Raw genomic sequence first — 17,755 nt, forward strand, 5'->3', positions numbered from 1 at the left:
GCTGTGACACCACCCGTGAGGTGGAGCCGGAGGACATGCAATCAGCGTCAGAGGCGGCGGCGTTCGCGTGGGAGGTCGTGGCCGCGGCGGCCTTTCGCGCCGCCGGAGCGGGCGCTCCAGGCAGCCGGGCGCCGATCCCGTGTACGCCATGAACCATGGAGACCGCGCGTCGTGCGGGAGGTGTGGAAGTGGAGTCGCAGGTGCGCCGGGCGGCACCTCGGTATCGTGATCGGCATGCCGTCCACACACCTGCTGATCATCGGTGACCGCGCCGCACTGAGCTGGGTGGTGACTGCGCAGCGGATGGCCTTCCCCGCGGGGCGTTCCAAGGCGGCTCGGGCCTTGGAGGAGGGCGACGAGATCTTTCTCTACACCACGCGGGGCTGCTTCAGAAACCCTACGCGCGACCTCGGCCGCATCATCGGCCACGCCTGGGTCGCTAGCCCGGTGGGTGTCCTGGGGGATCCGGTTGTTTTCGGCGAGCGCACTTTTACCGAGGGCTGCCGCCTGGAGGTGTCCGGCCTCGCGCGGTTCCGCGAGGGGGTGGTTCTGCGTGACCTTGTGCCGCGGCCTTCCGTGTTCCCTGATCCGGCCACGTGGAGCGTTCGCATGCGGAGGGCATCGCTGACCCTGTCGCCGGGCGACGCAGACCTAGTGCGAACAGAACTGGAGCCGCTGTTGGTTTCCTACAGCGAGGCATCTGAGGGCTACCGTTGGGAGCCGGCGTCGGCCTGCCCCGACGGATCGGAGCGTCGTCGTCCGCCTCCCGACTCTGCACAGGGTCGTGTCGCCGCGCTCGGCGGCACGCTCGAGATCGTCGCGCATTTCGGTGGCACCCGCGTCGTCATCTCCTGATGACCGTGCCCGAGACCTGATTCTCGGGGACAACTCGACGCGACTCACGACTCATCGAGCATGGGGACGTACACCTGCGGGACGCCGCGGCGCTGGATCCGCGTAATGATCCGGACATCGCTGGCTGGCCGAAAAACGCGAACCCGCCCGCCCGGGATTCCTGTCCCTCGGCGGGGCAGGCGTCTTGCGGGCCTCTTCCACGCAACTTGCAGTCCATGATAGAGGGGGCGTTGAGTCGTGCCAGGCCCCGATCGGCTCAGGCGTCGTCCATGCGGCCGTCCATCTCGGCCGCGTAGCGGATGACATCGACGCGGTTGCCGTAACCCTCGTATGAGAGGCCGTTGAAGAGCGCTTCGATCGCAGCGGCGGTCCAACCGCCGTGGGAGGGCTCGGCCTCAATGCGTTCCACTCGCTCGATGTCTTCGACGGAGCCGGCTTGCAGACTGACTTGCAGGATGGGCGCAGCTACCTCGAGGAACTGCTTTGGCGACAGCAGGAACCTCGGCCCCCGCCCCGCCTCCGGAGTTCTGCGGTCAGCTCCGGGCGGGGACCCCGGTTGTACCCGTGCTCCTTCCGCCACCAGTCTTCCTTGGCATCCGCGATAACGAAAAGGACATCGCTCCGGCGCTCGGATGCCGCACGAAGGAGCTCTTCCCACACGAAGAAGTCGCCGACCGCTCCATCGCCGTCCTTCTTGGCATCCATGTAACCGGGCGGAACGCGCCTCTTGACGCGCTCCTTGCCCACTTCGGTGAGTTCGGTGCGTTCCTCGCGGCTGAAGGGTGTGCCGACGCGGCCGGCCAGGGCACGCTCCAGCCCGGCGATCACCGGATCGGCGCTGGTGTCATGAGTGATGTTCTGCCATTCACCTTCACCGACCTCGGTGATCTTCTTCTGTACCTCGTTGAAGACACCCGTCAGCCGGTCGCGGAGATCTGCCAAGTCCTCGTCACTCAGGGCCACTCGGTTGGCCCAGGTGCGCAGGGTCTGCACCGCAGTCCCGGCGTGGCCGCTCATCTCCTGGGAGGCGTTCTTGCTTGTCGATCGCGCAATGCTGATGACGCTTTCCCTGTTCCGCCAGAACTCGTCGACGACCTGGTGCGGAACCCACAGGCGGTCTCCGAGAGCGCCGAGTGCCCCGAGAAGGTCGGTCCGTGCCTGCGCCGTGTACCGGTAGAGGTTCAGCAGCACGTTCGCGTCGGGGGCGACCAAGCCGTCCGTCAGCACGGCGGTGTAGTCCGCCGTCGTCGGGGTCCGATAGGCGCCGAAGTTTTCGAAGAGTCCACGACCGCTCTCGCCGGTCGTCGTGTCACTCGCCACAGCTACCCCGCCTACGTCGCGCGTTGGGTCCCCTGCGCCAGCGCATCCGACGTGACCTTAACGTTTTCAACGGCGCGGCGTCGCGAACAACTGGGATTCCCCGTCAACGCCCGTGCCTGGTCGTGATCGACTCCCAGGACGTGGGCCGTCCTTGCCGTTGGTCACGGTCTCTCAAGGAACACAGCCGTCTCGTGGACGGCACTCCCGCACGCCGTCGTCGAGTCGGCGAAGCTGGGACGGCCGACACGGCCAGGACCGGATGCCACCGCACCCGATTCGTTCGGGGCGAGGGTGATTTCCGTCCAGACGGTCTTGCCGCCGGGCGGATACGGGGCCGTGCCCCAACGGTCGGCCAAGGCGGCGACCAGAAGGAGGCCGCGACCCGACTCGGCGTCGGGGAGAGGCCCGACGTCGGCCGAGGCCGACAGGAACGGGAGTTGATTGCCACGGGCGTCGGTGATGGCGATGCGGAGGGTGCCCGTGTCGAGGGTGAGGGCGAGGCGGAAGTCGCGTCCCTGGGCGCGGCCGTGCAGGGCGGCGTTGCTGGCGAGTTCGGCCACGATCTGCTCGGCACGCTCGGTGACGCCGGGTGACACCTCCCAGGCGCGGAGCTGTTCGACGGCGAGCAGACGGGCGAGGCGGGCTCCGCGACGTGTGGACGACAGGAGCTGGGACAACGTGCGTACCATTGCGGAGAGTTGGGGTGTGGTTGCATTCATGGGGCCACGGTGACGGGCGCGTGGGGGTGTGTTCCAGGAGCCCGGCCCGTACGGTAAGTCAGCGTACGGGCACATTCCGTGGACGGTACGCGGTGCTGTCCGTCACTCTGGGTGCCGTCGGGCGCAGAGACGACGGACAGCGCGTGTACGGAACCGGAGGTGGCCGCGTATGACGGGCGGCATCGACATCGACATCGTAGGCAGCGACCACCGCGGCGACAACGGCCGCGACGCCGGTTATGACGGCGACGACCTGGCCTCCTGCGAGCCGGACCGCGAACCCGATCCCTCGGACAGCCTGCGTACATGGGGCGCCGTCCAGCAGGCGCTGCGCGAACACGCGGGGTACAGCAGGGCCGAGTTCGCGGACATGGTGCGCTTCTCCAAGCACACCGTGGAGTCGGTGGAGCTGGGGCGGCGGATGCCCGACGAGTCGTACGTGGTGCGGTCGGAGGAACTCCTCGGGAACACCGGGGCGTTGCGGAAGTCGTCAAAGTACGTGACGCGGGGGCGGGGGGATGTGGGCCTCGCGGCGTGGTTCCGGCAGTGGGCCAAGTTGGAGCGGGTGGCGGTGAGTCTGTGCACGTATGAGTGCAGGCTGGTGCCGGGGCTGTTGCAGTCGGAGGGGTATGCGCGGGCGGTGTTCGAGGGGACCGTTCCGGTGGCGCCGGACAACCAGCTGGAGGACTTCATGGCCAGGCGGATGGAGCGGCAGCGGACGCTGTTTGAGCGGCCGACCACGCCGTTCAGCTTCATCGTCGAAGAACACGTCTTCCGGCGTCGGTTCCGGGACAAGGAGCAGATGCGGGAGCTGTTCGACCATGTGCTGGAGCGGAGCGCACCACGCAACGTGACGCTTCAGATCGTGCCGTTGGAGGCAGGGCTGCACGCCTGTCTGGATGGGCCGGTGCGGCTTCTGGAGACCCCGAAGGGGCAGCGGCTTGCGTACTCCGAAGGGCAGCAGAACGGCCGCCTGATCTCCGACCCGAAAGAGGTGAGCCTGCTCTACCAGCGCTATGACACACTGCGCTCGCAGGCCCTGAACGCCCAAGGACTCGCGGGGTCTGCTGGAGCGACTCCGAGGAGAGCTATGAGCACGACGGAACTGGCCTGGTTCAAGTCCAGCTACAGCGGCAGCCAGGGTGACGACTGCGTCGAGGTCGCCGCCACCGAACAGGCCGTGTGCGTAAGGGACTCCAAGGACGTGACACGCCCTCATTTCGCGGTGAGGCGTGAGGGCTGGTCGCGGTTCGTGGGGTTCGTGGCGGAGGTTTGAGCGGTGTAGGCGTCGACGGGTGGTGACCGGTGTGGTGCGGGTGCGGTGCCATCCGCCCCCGCACCACACCGTCGGTATGGCTACGCTCCGAACTCCGTATGCCCAGCTGTGCCGAGGCGTCATAGGCACCGTTCCCGGATCCGCTTCCCGGATCGGAAGACGGGTCGGTGGAGTCGTGAGTTCCAGCTCTCTTCGCCAATGGACCAGCGCCCTGGTGGTGTGCCTATTGCGGATCGTCCCGTTCCATTATGGCGGTCGCCGCCTCAATGCCGTTGACTACCTGGTACTCGAGGTCGCTGATCCCGGCCCCATGGATTACCGCGTCGAAGTGCTTGCGGGCCGAAGCGATCTTGTTTTGCTCCATGGGGCGCAGCAGTTCGAGCTCGTTGACATCCTTGGTCTCAAAGACGATGTAGCGGCTGCCATCGGTTCGCTCAACGGCTAGCGCCCAGTCGGGGTTGTAACTACCCAAAGGGGTTGGGATCTTGAAAGACGCCGGAAGTTTCACGAAGGTCTTGACCTCGGGGCGCTGCAGGAGCGCGAGCGCGAAGTCCTTCTCCGGAGTCGAGTCGATGACCAGGTACCGGTATACCGACTTCTCTTCGAACGAGACCGCGTTGCCGTCCGCGTCGGTGACGATGTTCCCTCCGGGGCCGGTGTACCCGGCAAGGTCGGCTTCGCGGAAAAGGCTGAGCGCATACCTGCGGTCTGCTTCGGGCCGGGAGGAGTCCACCAGCTCGTAGCGCACTCCCTTGACCAGGAAATCGGCCTTGGTGATGTTGAGTTGGCGGCTCACCTGGTCGATGTATGCCTGCGGATTGTTCCGGAACTGTCCGAGCGTGCCGGACTCGGTGAGGACGTGGGCGAGCGTGGCACGGGTCAGTTGGGTGCGGTCTGCGAGCACGGAAAGAATGTCGGGCAGGTCCTCGCTGTCCGCGTAGGTGACGTCCGCGCGTCGCGCCGCTGCGGCCTCCGCGGTCAGACCGCTCTGGTCGATGCGCTGCACGCGGTGTGTGCGCCACTCGCCCCGACGCTTGGGTACGGGAAGCATGTCACGCAGCGCCTTGACCATCGCCTTACGCAGGCTGTCTTCGCCGACCTCGACGCGGTACTCCGTGCGATGCCGGATGCGGTTCCACAATTCCTGGAACTCGGGGCTCTCCAAGCGTTGCTGGACGAGAGGCACCGCGACACGTTCGCCGGCCTTCTTGACATCGATCGGCTTGGCCAGGCGCTTGATGAGTCCGAGCACCGCCTTGACTGCGGCCTGGGACTCCACGGAGTCGCTGACAATCTTGGTGAGGTTCTCGTCGCCGGTCCTTACGGCCTGGCGCAGGCTGTCCTGTACCTTTCCCTTGGCGTCGATGTACCCCTCGGTGAACAGAGCCTGATACAAGGTCTGCGCGGCGGCCGAGCCGACCGGAACGACATTTCCGTCCTCCGCCTTGAAGGGCAGGCGTGCGAAGCCGTCCACGGTGACGATGCCGAACTGGATGCCCAGGTCCTCGGCCAACTCGTGCTGAAGCCGATCGGCGAACTCCTCGTAGGACTCGTTCGCGATCACGGTGAGGCGGTTGATGTCGAAGCCGTGCACTCGGTTGCCGGACCCGTCCACGCACAGACGCAGGCCACGACCGATGGACTGTCGCCTCCACCGCTCGGTGCCCATGTTCCTCAGCACACAGATCTGGAAGACGTTGGGGTTGTCCCAGCCCTCCTGCAACGCGGAGTGGCTGAAGATGAACCGGATGGAGGTGCCCGGTGTGGTCAGACCGACCTTGTCCCGCATGATCTGCTCGTAGGCGAGACCTGCCTGTTGACGTCCCTTGTCGGTGGTCTCCTTGGTGTCCACCAGCACTTCGGCGCCACCCTTGCGGCGGTCCACCGAGAAGTACCCCTGGTGGGCCTCCCTCGCGACCTGGTCTGCGGCGCTGCCGCCCAGCAGGGTGTTGAACTCCGGCTCGGAGGCGATACGCGTGTACTCCTCCTCGAAGATCCGCTGGTACTCGCCGGGAAGAGCTTCTCCATCGGGGCCGTACTCGCGGTACTTGGCCACGGAGTCGACGAAGAAGAGGCTGAGCACCTTTATGTCGCGTCCGTGGATCGCGAACTCCTGCTCCTTGCGCAGGTGCTGCCGGATGGTCTGAGCGATCATCTGGCGGGCTCGCTCGCCGATACTGACCTCGGCGCCGATGCTGTCGCCCGCTCGCAGCGGCTGCGCGACGGTGTCGAAGGAGATGCTCTGCTGCCCCTGAGCCGCGTTGATGGCGACCACGGTGAGGGCCTTGTACAGGTCCCGACCCGTGACGTCCGCGAGGTTGCTGCGGGACGTGGTGTCCACGGTGACAGCCTTGCGCTTGATCTCGTTGCCCTGTTCGACGTCTGCCTCGACGCGTGCCGTGATCACTCCGTTGCCGCGCTTCACGTCGAGCAGTCTGACGTACGGCGTTGTCCCGCTGGCGGAGGTGACCAGGGAGTCGACCTCGATCTGCTTGACCAGCTGATTCTCGTAGGCGGCGATGGCGTCCAGGCGATAGACGAGGTTGGCCTTGTCGCCCTTCGGGTGGGTGGCCGAGTAGCGCAGGGTGGCCAGGGCGTTGAAGTTCTCAAGCGCGCTGCGACCCGCGCCCTTCTTCTTGCCGGTACCGGTGTCGCCGTACACGCTCTGCGGCTCGTCGACGATGATGATCGGGTTCGTGGCCCGGATCAGGTCGGCGGGTACCTCGAAGTCGAGTTCCTCGGCCGGCTGGTAGACCTTGTTGGTCTTCTTGTTGATCGCCCCGACGGTGACGATCATGATCTCGATGCTCGGCGAGGTGGCGAACGAACGCACGCGAGAGGGGTTGTTGCCGTCGAACTGGAAGAAGTTCATCGGCGGGTTGCCGTACAGGGCTCCGAAGTGCGCGCGCAGCATCCGGATGGACGTCTCGACGCCCTCCTTGATAGCCACCGACGGCACCACCACCATGAACTTGGTGAACCCGTAGAACTGGTTGAGCTCGTAGATGGTGCGCAGGTAGACGTATGTCTTGCCGGTGCCGGTCTCCATCTCGATCGTGAAGTTCATCGAGTCCAACGAGGGCTCCGGAGTAAGACCGGTGCCGTTCTGCACTTCGTGCAGATTGTCCAGGATCGTCTTCCGATCCAGGTGCAGCATGTTCCCGTAGCCCAGGTCAGTCAGCCCGTCGAGCCCGGCGCGCGCTGACGGGTGCGCGTGCACGGTGAACTGGGATTCCATCCTTTCCTGACCCTTGAACAGCCCGGTGACCGCGTCGATGGCCCGACGCTGGTAGTCGAGGTCCGCGTCGAAGGAAAACTTCATTCAGATGCTCCGCAGCGTGGTAAAGCCGGCCTGCTCGACAGCGGCGGCGAAGTTGAGCTTGGCGGAAGAGTCGACGAAGCCCGTGTCACGGACGACGACCGTGGTGTCGGCGTCGCCCGGGGCCTCATCGCGCCAGGCCACCAGAGCCTTCGCGACCTCACTCGCACGCTCCACCGTGATGTCCGTGCCGAAGTATGCGAACAGCGTTCCGGCCAGGTTGTACAGGGTGCTGCCGGCGACCTCGCGCGTCTCCAACGGCGTGGTCAGGTCCACGCCCAGGCGCAGCATCATCTCGACCAGCAGATCGTCCGTGGTGCGCCCGGCGACGAGGTTGTCCACGGATTCGAGAAGGTTGAGCTGGTCGGGGGTTCCGTCCCAGGCCTTCACGTTGCTGGACGCCAGGTGATAGGACCGGAAGCCGGTGTCGGTGCGTACGGCGTCAGGGCTCTGACTGGAGACGATTTGCTCGCCTGCACGGCGCAGCCGCTCGCGGGTGATATCAGCGATCGAGTCGTAGCCGTCCTTGCCTTCGACCTGCTCCTCGAGCTGGACAAGGATGTAGCGACGGTTACCGCCGTCGGCGGCGTTGAGATCCATGACGGCGTGGCCGGTGGAGCCGGAGCCAGCGAAGAAGTCGAGGACGAGAGAGTCTTTAGAGTCTTGGGTTACGAGGTTGATCCAGCGGGAGAGGACGTTGGTGTCCTTTGGAAAGTCAAATACTCCATCGCCAAGGAGTGCGTCGAGTGACTTTGAAGCACTTGTTCTCTTCTTCTCAAAAACCGACGTGGGTACCACCCCGTCGTCGGAATCCAGATACGTCTTCCGATTGATGTACTCGGTATGGTCTTTACCCCATACGATGAGGTTAGCATCAATGTCCTGCTGCATTCGCTCGGGAGTCGAGTAGACCCATCCACGGCTGGGAACCATCACCGGAAGGCCGGTTACTGGATGAACGACGTCATAGCGAGGTCCGCCGCCACCGGGCCAGGAAATATCACGTTTACGGAAGACTCTTCCATCTGGCTCGAACTCGTAGAACCTGTTGTTCTCCTTGGCGGGATGTCCCTCAGGCAGTGAGGAAATCCAGGCCTTCATAAGCGCAGTGGCCTTCTTGGGGTCACGGCCGGAGTTATCCCAAGCTGTCTTCGCCGCTTCTCGGGTGGCCTCGTCTGCGGGGCGCTCTTCCCGCCAACGGACACCCATATCGCGAAGCGAACCCTCATTCTTTACGTAGATGAGCATGTAGTCGTGCCCGACCGAAACATATCGCGAGTCGTTCTTTCGACCACCCTGCCAGATGATGTTGGCGACGAAGTTCTCTGCCCCGAAGACCCGATCCATCAAAAGCTTGAGACGTGCATGTTCAGTGTCATCAATCGCAACGATGATGACACCTGTTTCTTTGAGCAAATGGTGTGCCACGAGCAATCGCGGATACATCATCGACAACCACGCCGAATGCCTGGACGCGCCGGCCCTGCGGTCTTGTGCCCGATCGGATCCGGTGCCGGTTTGTAGCACCCCCTCTTCGTCCCGTTGCCCCGCGACCGTCTCGTGCTCGACCTGCGAGCTGACGCGCTTGTCGTCGTAGATGAAGTCGTTGCCCGTGTTGTAAGGCGGGTCGATGTAGATCACGTCGACCTTGTTGGTGTATCCGCGCCGCAGCAGGCGCAGGACCTCAAGGTTGTCGCCCTCGATCACGATGTTGCGGGTGTTGTCCCAGTCCACTGATTCTTCGGGCTTGGGCAGAAGCGTGCCCGTGGCGGGGAGGGTGGACAGGCGGCGGGCCTCGGCCATGCCGGGCCAGCGCAGGCCGAATGCCTCGGCGGTGTTCGGGGAGGCGTTGTCACCCAGCAGGTCCCGGAGGGCCTCGATATCGACGGTGCCGTCGACGACGGCGTCGGGGAAGAGGCGGGCCAGAAGGTCGAGGTTCGACTTGGCCTCGCCGGGGCCGGTCAGGTCGTCGACTGGTTCGAAGTCCAGGGTCACAGGTGGTGTCTTCCTATGTGGGGCGGGAGCGGACTTGGGAGCCGTTCAGGCGATGCCGTGGTGGCCGTCGGTACTGTATAGGTTGCCTCTGACATGCCCGATCTGTGCACGTAAAGTCCGCGCTTCAATGTTGAGCTCGATGCGTCGTTGCTGGTTCTTCGCTCGTTCGCGTCACGTACGACGGTGATCAGTTCGCTTTCCAGATCGGTTAGCCGTCGGCGCAGCGCGATGGCATCCACCGCTTGCAGAGCAGTGCTGGCGGGGCGCCCGTCAGTCGCGGCGGTACGCACAAGGTCGCGGTACAACGCCCACATGTCGGTGCGGTCGAGCCGATCAAGGTGCAGGGCGCCTGGCTCGATCCCTCCGGCCGGCACCATGACGTGCGCGTCGATCACGGAGGTCGACCGGGTGGGATCCGTACGGCTGACATGGCTGAGTGCCAGGGAGAGTGTCGTATAGCCGTCCGACATGTGGGCGAGTAGCACCACGGGCTTGGCCAGGCTGCGGTGAACGAGCTCGGTCACGCGGGTACGGTCAGCCGCTGACGTCTTCTCCGCCACGAGAACTTCCAGGACCGGAACGTCGACGACAGCACGTTCGGCGTCCTGGTACTTGGGCACCTGGATGGTCTCCGGGCGCAGTATCCCGACCAGCTGCGCCGAGGCCACCGCCTTGGTTATCAGGCGGGCATCGGCGGGTGCCTGATCCTCGAACTGCGCGGCGAGCATCTTCTTCGTGAGGCGGTGCTGCTGGCGTGCCGCATCAGGCAGAGCAAGCAGGTCGGCGCCGTCGTGCTCAAGAGGTATCTCGCTCACGGGATCACCGGCATCCAGGCGACGACGTCCACGGCGTCCAGGCCAGGGGCGGTGGCGTCTGTGCCGAGCTGGGAGGGGCCTGCGGAGAACAAGGAGGCGACCATGCTCTCCTCGGCCCTGCCGGAAGCGGCTCGGACCGCCACATCCAAAAGGTCGCGGTAGTGCTTCATGGACTTGCCTGATCTGGTCGCTCTGTCGAAATCTGCGAGGACAGTGGCGTCAGGGGCGGTGTTGCCCAGGCAGTGGTGGCGCAGCACGTCGAGGGCCAGCTTGGGTTCCTCGATCTCGTGGGCGAGCCTGCCGTCGTCGGTCACGTAGGCGAGCACGTACGGGGCCAGCGGGTACGCGTTGGAGAAGGTGAACGCGTCGTCCCGCACTCGCAGGAGGAAGACCGCTCCAGGTGCGAGTCCGTCGTCGGCCAGGGCCTTTTCGAAGCGGGTGACTCCGAAGAGGGCCAGGGGCCAGCTGGTGATCTCCTGAATTTCTCCACGCTTGCGTGCGGCGGCGTCCATGCGGAAGTCGGAGAGGGTCAGGTCGGTGATGCTCAGACCGCCGGCGAGGTCCTCCATGGTGGGGGCGGCCTGCTGCATCTGCTGCAGCTGCTTGCGCCGGTAGTCGAGGTCGTTCATGTCACCGGACGTGACGTCCAGGACGTTCTCCTCGCCGGTCGCGGAGACGTCCAGCAGGGCCATGCGGCTGGACACGCGTGTTTCGAGGTTGATGTATGCGTCAAGGTCCATGTTGGGCCAGAAGTTGACGAGTTGAACGCTGGTGTTGGTCGTGCCCAGGCGATCTACTCGGCCGAAGCGCTGGACAATGCGCACGGGGTTCCAGTGGATGTCGTAGTTGACCACCGTGTCGCAGTCTTGAAGGTTCTGGCCTTCAGAGATGGTGTCGGTGGCGATCACAATGTCGATCTGCGGGTCATCCAGGTCGCCGCCCTTGGAGCGCGGTGAGAACGCAGTGAGAACGTCGATCATGTGGACGCGCTTCATCGGGAGGGTGGTTCGGGTGCTCTGCCCGGTGATCAGGGCTACGTGCACGCCCAGCTCGTCGGCGGCCCAACGCGCCACATGCTCATAGAGGTACTCGGCCGTGTCGCTGAACGCGGTGAACACCAGAGCCTTGCGGTTGCCGTCGTTCGTGGGGTGCTCGACCTTGTCGCGCAGGAAGTCCTTGAGCTCGGCCAGCTTGGCGTCGCGACTGGCGTTGACCGCCGTCACTTCGGTAAGCAGGGTGGCCACGGTGTCGCGGTCCTGTTCGAGTTCCTGCCTCCACCGAATCCGGTCGATGTCGGCGAGGAAGACCTTGACGCTGCCGCCGACGGTGTCCTCGAACTGAGGGTCGTCCAGGTCGATCTTCTCCAAGTCGGCGAAGCTGTCGATGGAGGTTCCCTCGGTCCCGTTCGCCTCGTAGGCGTCGATGCTGGCGATCGCCCTGTCTATGGTGGCGAGGATCTTGCCGAGGGTCATGCCCAGGGAGTTGACCGAGGACTCAAGGCGCTTGAGCAGCCCCACGCGCAGCAGGTGGACCACGTTGTTCTCACGGTCGGTCTGCTTCCACACACGTCGGCCGCCCGTGCGTACCTGCTGGTCGTACAGGTCGGCGTACTTGCTCTCGTACTTCGCGCTGACATAGGAGGTGGGCTTGTAGGCCGCCAGGTTCAGACGCAGGATCGACCGGTTGATCTCTTCCAGCGGGATCATCATGTCGGCCGTGTCGATGGGCGGGGTGAGGTTCATCGGGGCAAGGCGATCGGGAAACTTCCCCACGTCCTTGGTGCCGTAGTACTTCTGGATGTGCTTGCGCGATCGGGCGATCGTGACCAGGTCCAGCAGGCGGATGTAGTCCATGCCGAGTGTGCCGACCAAGGACTTCGTGCTCCGGGTGGCCGCGGGCATACGCTGCCATGCCTTGAAGTGTTTCTGTGCCTTGGTCAGGGTTGCCTCGATGCTCTTGATCCCGTCTGTGGCCAGGGCCTGATCGTCTCCTTCGGTGGCGAACAGAACCTGGTTCTTGAGGTCGGCCAGACGGGTGTTCACAGGCGTGGCGCTGAGCATGAGGACTTTGGTCTTGACCCCGGACCTGAAGACCTCGTTCATGAGGCGCTCGTATCGGGTCGTTCGGCCCTTGACCTGAGGGTTGTTGCGGAAGTTGTGCGATTCATCGATCACGACGAGGTCGTAGTTGCCCCAGTTGATGTTGGCCAGGTCGATGTCCCCTGACAGCCCGCTGGTTCGGCTGAGGTCGGTGTGGTTGAGGACGTCGTAGTGGAAGCGATCCGCGGCCAGCGGGTTGCGCCTGTCGTTGCCGCGGTAGATGGTCCAGTTCTCCCGCAGCCGCTTGGGTGCGAGGACGAGGACGCGGTCGTTGCGCAGCTCGTAGTACTTGATGACGGCGAGGGCTTCGAAGGTCTTGCCCAAGCCCACGCTGTCAGCGATGATGCACCCGTTGTGGCGCTCAAGCTTCTCGATCGCGCCGAGCACGCCGTCACGCTGGAACTTGTAAAGCTTCTTCCACACGACGGAGTCGTAGAAGCCTGTTCTGCCGCGCTCGGCGGTCTCCTCGCCGGCTTCTTCGACGAAGTCCTTGAACAGGGAAGTCAGGATACGCAGGTAGACGGACTCGGGGGCCCTGTCCTCGAAGAGGGCTCGGGCGGCGGCGAGGAACTCCTCTTGGACGGCGCGGGTGGTCGCATCGTCGTGCCACATCCGTTCAAAGTTGACGACGGTCTGCGCCACCTTGTCCGCGTCCGTGGTCTCCAGGGGGAAGTACAGGTTCGGGGAGGCAACCAGGCCGAGGCTCTCGGCCTCAAGGCCTGCGCCGTCAACTACATAAGGGAACGGGCCGTCGACGCTCGCCCAGGTGTCGCGCGTCCGTCGCTTGAGCGTTCTTGCCTGGAGGCGTTCTTCGGCCCAGGCCACGAACGCGTGGGCGATGCGGTGCTGGTCCAGACGGGCACGCTTGAGGTTCTCCTCCTCAAGCCCGTTGAGGGGGAACTCCTCAAGGCTGTGGCCGTGCAGGAGCAGACGCAGGTCGACGTCGGTGAGCTCGTCCTGGAGCGCTTCGTAGACGAACAGCGAGAACGACTCCGACAGCGAGTCCAGGCGGGTGGCGCCGGTCAGGTGCTTGCGCAGCTGGTCGATGGCGCGACCTGCGTCGCTGGGGACCATATGAGTGGAACCTCCGGGTGTGCACTTGGACGTGATTGGGTGTAAGTCACATCAGGCGATGGGCTGTTGGCGTTAGGTCTCGCTCGGGCGGCGCCCGGGAGCTCGCTCACCGGTCGGCTGCCCCCGCTCGTCCAGTTCCCAGTGGCAGGCCGGCTCCATGCACGGCGAATTGATGATCGGGTTCTCGATCACTGCTGCCATGCTCTAGATATCCCCCTCACGCCACATCTGCGTGGACCGTACATCCTGTCACTGCCATTGACACCCCATTCGTGCATGATCAGGCAGCCCGCACCCTGTGCTCCTTCCGCTCCAGCCACCCCATAACCACCTGATGTGCCCGCCACCCATCCGGAAACTTAGGCGGCACATCCAGGTACACAGGGCTGCTCCGCGGATGCCGGTCCAGCAGGTCGCGGATTCCGGCGCGGGCCACCACGACGCACGCGAAGCGGTGCCGGGAGAGCAGGACGCACAGGCGGCCCGTCTCCAGGTGGAAGGCGGAGGCGTCCTGGCGGCCGGACAGCGGGTGCCAGACGAGGGTGACGTCGAACTCGCGGCCCTGGAGGCGGTTGGCGGTGTCCACCGTGATGCCGGTCAGGCCGCGGGCGGCGAGGCGGGAGCGGACCGCGTCCGCCTGGACGGTGCGTGCCGTGCCGATCGCGATGCGGTCCGCGGTCAGGGGCTCCCCGTTGACCAGCGCACCGCGCTCCAGCAGCCGGGCCGCCGTCGCCGCGAGGGCCTCGGCCACCTCCGGGTCCTGGTCCAGGGTGTGGCGGGCAGGGAGTTCCAGGTGGCCCCAGCCGGAGGCGGAGGCCCGGGCGAGGACGTCGTCCAGCGGGCCGGAGCCGTGGGACAGGCTGGCGTACGACAGCACGCGCTCCGGTGCCGTCGTGCCGGGGACGAACCGGTAGAAGGGGTAGAAGGCCTGCTCGACCAGGGGTGCCGCCGTCTCCGGGAGGCGCCAGGAGACGGGGAGTTGGTGGCGGACGAGGTCGGGGTTGTGGGCGAGGGTGACGTCGACCGCGTTGCGCAGGGGGTCCCAGGTCAGGCCGTGCCAGCGGTCGGACTCCACAGTGGCGAAGGGGTCGAGCTGGCCGGGGTCGCCGACGAAGAGGACCTGCGAGTCGTCCTGGGCGAACAGCGGGGCCGTCGCCAGGAGCCCGTCCGAGCGCATCTGGTACGCCTCGTCGACGATGGCCCACCGCCACGGCGCGCACTTGTCCGGGGTGACGAACGACCACTTCTTCGCGGTGGACACCACGACGGGCAGGTCGCGCAGGTCCGTCACCTGGCTGCTCCCGGTGACGTTGGGGTGCCGGGTGACACGGGGCGGGAGGATGTGGCCGCCGGCGTGGAGGCGGCCGAGTGCCAGGCAGGGATGCTCCCGTGCGATGCGGTCCACCAGGTCGTCGACCTGCTCGTTGGTCTGCGCGACGATCATGAGCTGGTGGCCCGCGGACGTCAGGTGTCCGGTGGCCTTCACCACCAGCGTGGACTTCCCGGCTCCGGGAGGCGAGTCCACCACGACGCCCCGGCCGGGCGCGGTGTCGAGGCTGGTCAGGATCCCCGTGACCGCCCGGTCCGCGCGTTGGCCGGGGGTGAGAGCTTCGGGCTCCCTGGTGTCGGGAAGGAGGGCGGTCACTCCCAGGTCTCCTCTGCGTCTTCGTCGGTGGGTTCGTACGGCTGGGGCGGACCGCCGTGGGTCCAGGGGGTGTTCTCCTCGGCGGGCAGGGCGGACGGCATCGCCGTGGGGTTGAGCGTGGTGTACGTCAGCTCCTCGCCGGTCTCCGCGAGGGTGCCGGCCGGTGCCGGCGGTGTGCGCTTCCTCGCGAAGCCGCCCTTGAGCTGGAGCACCACGGTGTGGCCGCCGTCGTCCTCCTGCCGTACGTCGAGGATCCGGGCCTCCTGGCCGGGCCGGGCGGGGGACCTCACCTCGGTGCCGACCGCGAGGCCGACGCGGGTGTCGGTGCGGAGCGTGATAGTCGGGCGCCACACCTGGGAGCGGGGACGGTCGCCGGGGACGAAGCGGTCTTCGTCCCTGGCCGTCACTGTCCCCGTGAATGCCTCGCCGGTCAGCTCGTACTCGGCCATCACCAGCGGGTCGTCGTACGCGCGCTCTGCCTCGTAGCGGGCGACCGCGTCCTCCAGCCGGGCCAGGCGGCGGGCGGCTCTGACGGCCTGGTCGCGGCGGGCCTGCGGGCGGCCGTCGGCGTCCAGGTACTCGGCGTACTCGGAGAACCAGCGCCGGTCGAGGGCCCAGCGGTCGGGGACGTGGGCGCCCTCCGGCAGATCGCGGAGCAGCTCCACGCCGCGCCACATTAGCCGCCAGGTGGGCAGCATCTGGCCGCTCAGCTCACGGTCGATCTGGCGGCCGACCGCCTCGCGTCCGCGGTCCTCGGACGCCTCGTCGTAGCGCGTCATCAGCTCGTGGAGGGTCCGGTCGAAGACCGGGTCCGTGGACGGACCCGCTGGCGGCCACGCGGCGGTGTCCTCCGCCTCCCGCGCCGCCCGCGCGCCGTCGCCGCCCTCCGGTGGATCGATCCAGGCGAGCAGGGACGCGAGATGGGAGTCTTCGGAAGGGCTCTGGCCCGTGGCCCAGTGCGCGGCGAGCAGCCGGGTCATCGCGAGGAGCACACCGGAGTTCGGGAACTCGGCCAGCTCCGCGAACCAGGTCAGCCACTTGCCGAGGGCGGGCACGGACAGGTCGACCGCGTACGGCCCCTCGGTGGCGCGCAGTCTGGTCAGTCGGCCGAGCAGGCGCACATACGCGATGCCCTCGCCGTTCGGCACGAGGAGCTGCGGGGCCCGCTGGAAGCCCAGGCGTTCCTCCTTCTCCTTGCCGCGGCCGACGGTGTAGGGCTCGGTCTCCGTCCGGCACCCGTCGATGTACGCGAGCAGGAGTGTGGCTAGGCGCTCGGCGAACCGGAAGCGTTCGGCGCGGTCGCGCGGCTGGCGGACGGTGAGGAGGGTCGGGTGCTCGGGGTCCGTACCCGCGAGCGCGGCCAGGGGCGCGCACGCCTCGCCGGCGAGGGTGAGCGGCACCAGGACGAACGGCTTCTCGTCCAGGTGCTGGTGGCGGACTGTCGACAGCGGTTCGGCACGGCCGGTGCGGGACGCCGTGAGCGCCGCGACGGTGGACAGGACGCTCATGCGGCCCCCCGGCGAAGTCGGCGCAGCCGGGCGGCGGCGCGCAGCAGGTCGGCGGCTTCCGCCTCGGCCTCCCCCGGGGCAGCGACGCCGTCCAGGTAGTCGAGCGCGGTGCGGGTGGAGTCGATGCCCGGCAGGTCGTTGCGCACGCCGTTGCCCAGACGGGCCGGCGAGGCACACCCGTCGGCCTCGTCGCGGCAGTAGCGCGCCATCTCACAGAAGGACAGGCAGGAGGGCGTGTACGACGCGTCCAACGCCTCTATGGAAGAGGAGAGTTCGTCCGTGCTTCGGGTCGTGTCCAGGGTCGCCGTCTCGGGGAGTTGGGCCGCGAGGTCCTCGGCGCGCCGCAGCCGCGAGAGCTGGAATTGGAGTGCGTCGAGTTCCTGCCGGAGGTCGATCAGGCGGCCGTAGGGGCGGTTGGAGAAGTCCTTGGGGCAGACGAGCAGGAACTCGTGGGAGATCTGCTCGGTGGGCAGGCCGGCGGTCTCGAAGGCGCGGTGCAGGGCGAGGACGTACACCGCGGCCTGCTTGGCCGCCTCGGCGACGGCGGTCGGATTGGCCTGGCCGTCGATCGCTGCGAACGAGCGGATCAGGACGACGTAGAACTTCCCCCCGATGCGGTGGGTGAGCGCGTCCGGCTCCAAGTACGCCGTCTGCCCGGCGACTTCGAGGGTGAGCACGGGGCGGTCGAGGATGAGCCGTACGTCCTGGCCGGAGGCCACGTGCGCGATGAGGCGGCCGGTCTCCCGCTCGCGCACGTGCAGGGCCGTGTTGCCCCCCACCTCGTTGAGGTCGGTGACATGGGCCTCTGCCACGGGGACGGAGAGCTGCTCGCGCAGCAGCCGGATGAGCTCGGCGTAGCCGCCCCACTTCACGAGGCCGTGGAACGCCTGTTCGCGGGCGAGGGCGAAGGGTGACTGGCCGAAGCGCGGCTCGTATCCGACCTGCTGGGCGAGCAGTGCCTTGTCCACCCCGGCGGCGTCGAGGACGGCGCGACGGGCGCAGGCGGGATTCGCGGTCAGGGCGGTGATCTTGCGGGCGGTGTACGGCTGAGGGGGCTGCGGTCCACGCAGCCGCGCCAGTCGGTCGTCGGGAGGTTCGGACTGCTGCGAGGGCATCGTCTCTACTTCGGG

12 protein-coding genes and 2 pseudogenes are annotated in these 17,755 nt (G+C 66.6%); 3 read left to right on the plus strand and 11 right to left on the minus strand.

Annotation, left to right across the window (positions count from 1 at the left end):
• The first annotated feature begins 234 nt into the window (after window positions 1-234).
• Complete coding sequence (locus ACSMXV_RS28280) at window positions 235-855, plus strand: hypothetical protein (protein ID WP_473174021.1); 621 nt, start codon at window positions 235-237, stop codon at window positions 853-855.
• Window positions 856-1,111: 256 nt separating this feature from the next.
• Here ACSMXV_RS28280 and ACSMXV_RS28285 read toward each other — a convergent pair whose 3' ends face one another.
• From ACSMXV_RS28285 to ACSMXV_RS28295, 3 genes are all read right to left on the minus strand, one after another.
• Complete coding sequence (locus tag ACSMXV_RS28285) at window positions 1,112-1,264, minus strand: hypothetical protein (protein WP_473174022.1); 153 nt, start codon at window positions 1,262-1,264, stop codon at window positions 1,112-1,114.
• 56 nt (window positions 1,265-1,320) lie between these two features.
• The gene (locus tag ACSMXV_RS28290) at window positions 1,321-2,175 is read right to left on the minus strand and encodes a PIN domain-containing protein (RefSeq protein WP_473174023.1); all 855 of its coding nucleotides are present in this window, start codon (window positions 2,173-2,175) and stop codon (window positions 1,321-1,323) included.
• A gap of 161 nt (window positions 2,176-2,336) precedes the next feature.
• Window positions 2,337-2,894: an ATP-binding protein gene (locus tag ACSMXV_RS28295; RefSeq protein WP_473174024.1), complete on the minus strand. Its 558-nt coding sequence runs from the start codon at window positions 2,892-2,894 to the stop codon at window positions 2,337-2,339.
• Window positions 2,895-3,063: 169 nt separating this feature from the next.
• On the opposite strand from ACSMXV_RS28295, the pseudogene ACSMXV_RS28300 reads away from it, so the two are divergent.
• A pseudogene (locus ACSMXV_RS28300) lies at window positions 3,064-3,988 on the plus strand (helix-turn-helix domain-containing protein).
• 23 nt (window positions 3,989-4,011) lie between these two features.
• Window positions 4,012-4,170 (plus strand): annotated as a pseudogene (locus ACSMXV_RS28305) (DUF397 domain-containing protein); the annotation flags it as partial.
• 223 nt (window positions 4,171-4,393) lie between these two features.
• On the opposite strand, the gene ACSMXV_RS28310 reads toward ACSMXV_RS28305, so the two are convergent.
• From ACSMXV_RS28310 to ACSMXV_RS28345, 8 genes are all read right to left on the minus strand, one after another.
• Window positions 4,394-7,492 carry a restriction endonuclease gene (locus tag ACSMXV_RS28310; protein ID WP_473174025.1) on the minus strand — a complete coding sequence of 1,033 codons (3,099 nt, stop codon included), beginning with the start codon at window positions 7,490-7,492 and terminating at the stop codon, window positions 4,394-4,396.
• Window positions 7,493-9,484 carry a site-specific DNA-methyltransferase gene (locus tag ACSMXV_RS28315; protein WP_473174026.1) on the minus strand — a complete coding sequence of 664 codons (1,992 nt, stop codon included), beginning with the start codon at window positions 9,482-9,484 and terminating at the stop codon, window positions 7,493-7,495. It abuts the gene before it with no gap.
• Window positions 9,481-10,299: a DUF4391 domain-containing protein gene (locus ACSMXV_RS28320; protein ID WP_473174027.1), complete on the minus strand. Its 819-nt coding sequence runs from the start codon at window positions 10,297-10,299 to the stop codon at window positions 9,481-9,483. The genes ACSMXV_RS28315 and ACSMXV_RS28320 overlap by 4 nt, the downstream gene beginning before the upstream one ends.
• On the minus strand, window positions 10,296-13,472 hold the full coding sequence (locus ACSMXV_RS28325) for a helicase-related protein (protein WP_473174028.1): 3,177 nt from the start codon (window positions 13,470-13,472) through the stop codon (window positions 10,296-10,298). Before ACSMXV_RS28325 ends, ACSMXV_RS28320 begins: the two co-directional genes overlap by 4 nt.
• Before the next feature lie 72 nt (window positions 13,473-13,544).
• Window positions 13,545-13,673 (minus strand): hypothetical protein, encoded by a 129-nt coding sequence (locus ACSMXV_RS28330; RefSeq protein WP_473174029.1) that lies wholly within the window; start codon window positions 13,671-13,673, stop codon window positions 13,545-13,547.
• A 79-nt stretch (window positions 13,674-13,752) separates the two neighbouring features.
• The gene (locus ACSMXV_RS28335; protein ID WP_473174030.1) at window positions 13,753-15,117 is read right to left on the minus strand and encodes an AAA family ATPase; all 1,365 of its coding nucleotides are present in this window, start codon (window positions 15,115-15,117) and stop codon (window positions 13,753-13,755) included.
• Window positions 15,114-16,625 carry a hypothetical protein gene (locus ACSMXV_RS28340; RefSeq protein ID WP_473174031.1) on the minus strand — a complete coding sequence of 504 codons (1,512 nt, stop codon included), beginning with the start codon at window positions 16,623-16,625 and terminating at the stop codon, window positions 15,114-15,116. The genes ACSMXV_RS28335 and ACSMXV_RS28340 overlap by 4 nt, the downstream gene beginning before the upstream one ends.
• On the minus strand, window positions 16,622-17,740 hold the full coding sequence (locus ACSMXV_RS28345) for a hypothetical protein (RefSeq protein ID WP_473174032.1): 1,119 nt from the start codon (window positions 17,738-17,740) through the stop codon (window positions 16,622-16,624). Before ACSMXV_RS28345 ends, ACSMXV_RS28340 begins: the two co-directional genes overlap by 4 nt.
• Between the last annotated feature and the right edge of the window lie 15 nt (window positions 17,741-17,755).

Source organism: Streptomyces sp. DSM 42067 (assembly GCF_055792885.1).

Excerpts from the sequence above, each read along its gene's own strand:
- ACSMXV_RS28280 (WP_473174021.1), top strand. The coding sequence starts at position 235 with ATGCCGTCCACACACCTGCTGATCATCGGTGACCGCGCCGCACTGAGC.
- ACSMXV_RS28295 (WP_473174024.1), bottom strand. The coding sequence starts at position 2,894 with ATGAATGCAACCACACCCCAACTCTCCGCAATGGTACGCACGTTGTCC.
- ACSMXV_RS28310 (WP_473174025.1), bottom strand. The coding sequence starts at position 7,492 with ATGAAGTTTTCCTTCGACGCGGACCTCGACTACCAGCGTCGGGCCATC.
- ACSMXV_RS28325 (WP_473174028.1), bottom strand. The coding sequence starts at position 13,472 with ATGGTCCCCAGCGACGCAGGTCGCGCCATCGACCAGCTGCGCAAGCAC.
- ACSMXV_RS28330 (WP_473174029.1), bottom strand. The coding sequence starts at position 13,673 with ATGGCAGCAGTGATCGAGAACCCGATCATCAATTCGCCGTGCATGGAG.
- ACSMXV_RS28340 (WP_473174031.1), bottom strand. The coding sequence starts at position 16,625 with ATGAGCGTCCTGTCCACCGTCGCGGCGCTCACGGCGTCCCGCACCGGC.
- ACSMXV_RS28345 (WP_473174032.1), bottom strand. The coding sequence starts at position 17,740 with ATGCCCTCGCAGCAGTCCGAACCTCCCGACGACCGACTGGCGCGGCTG.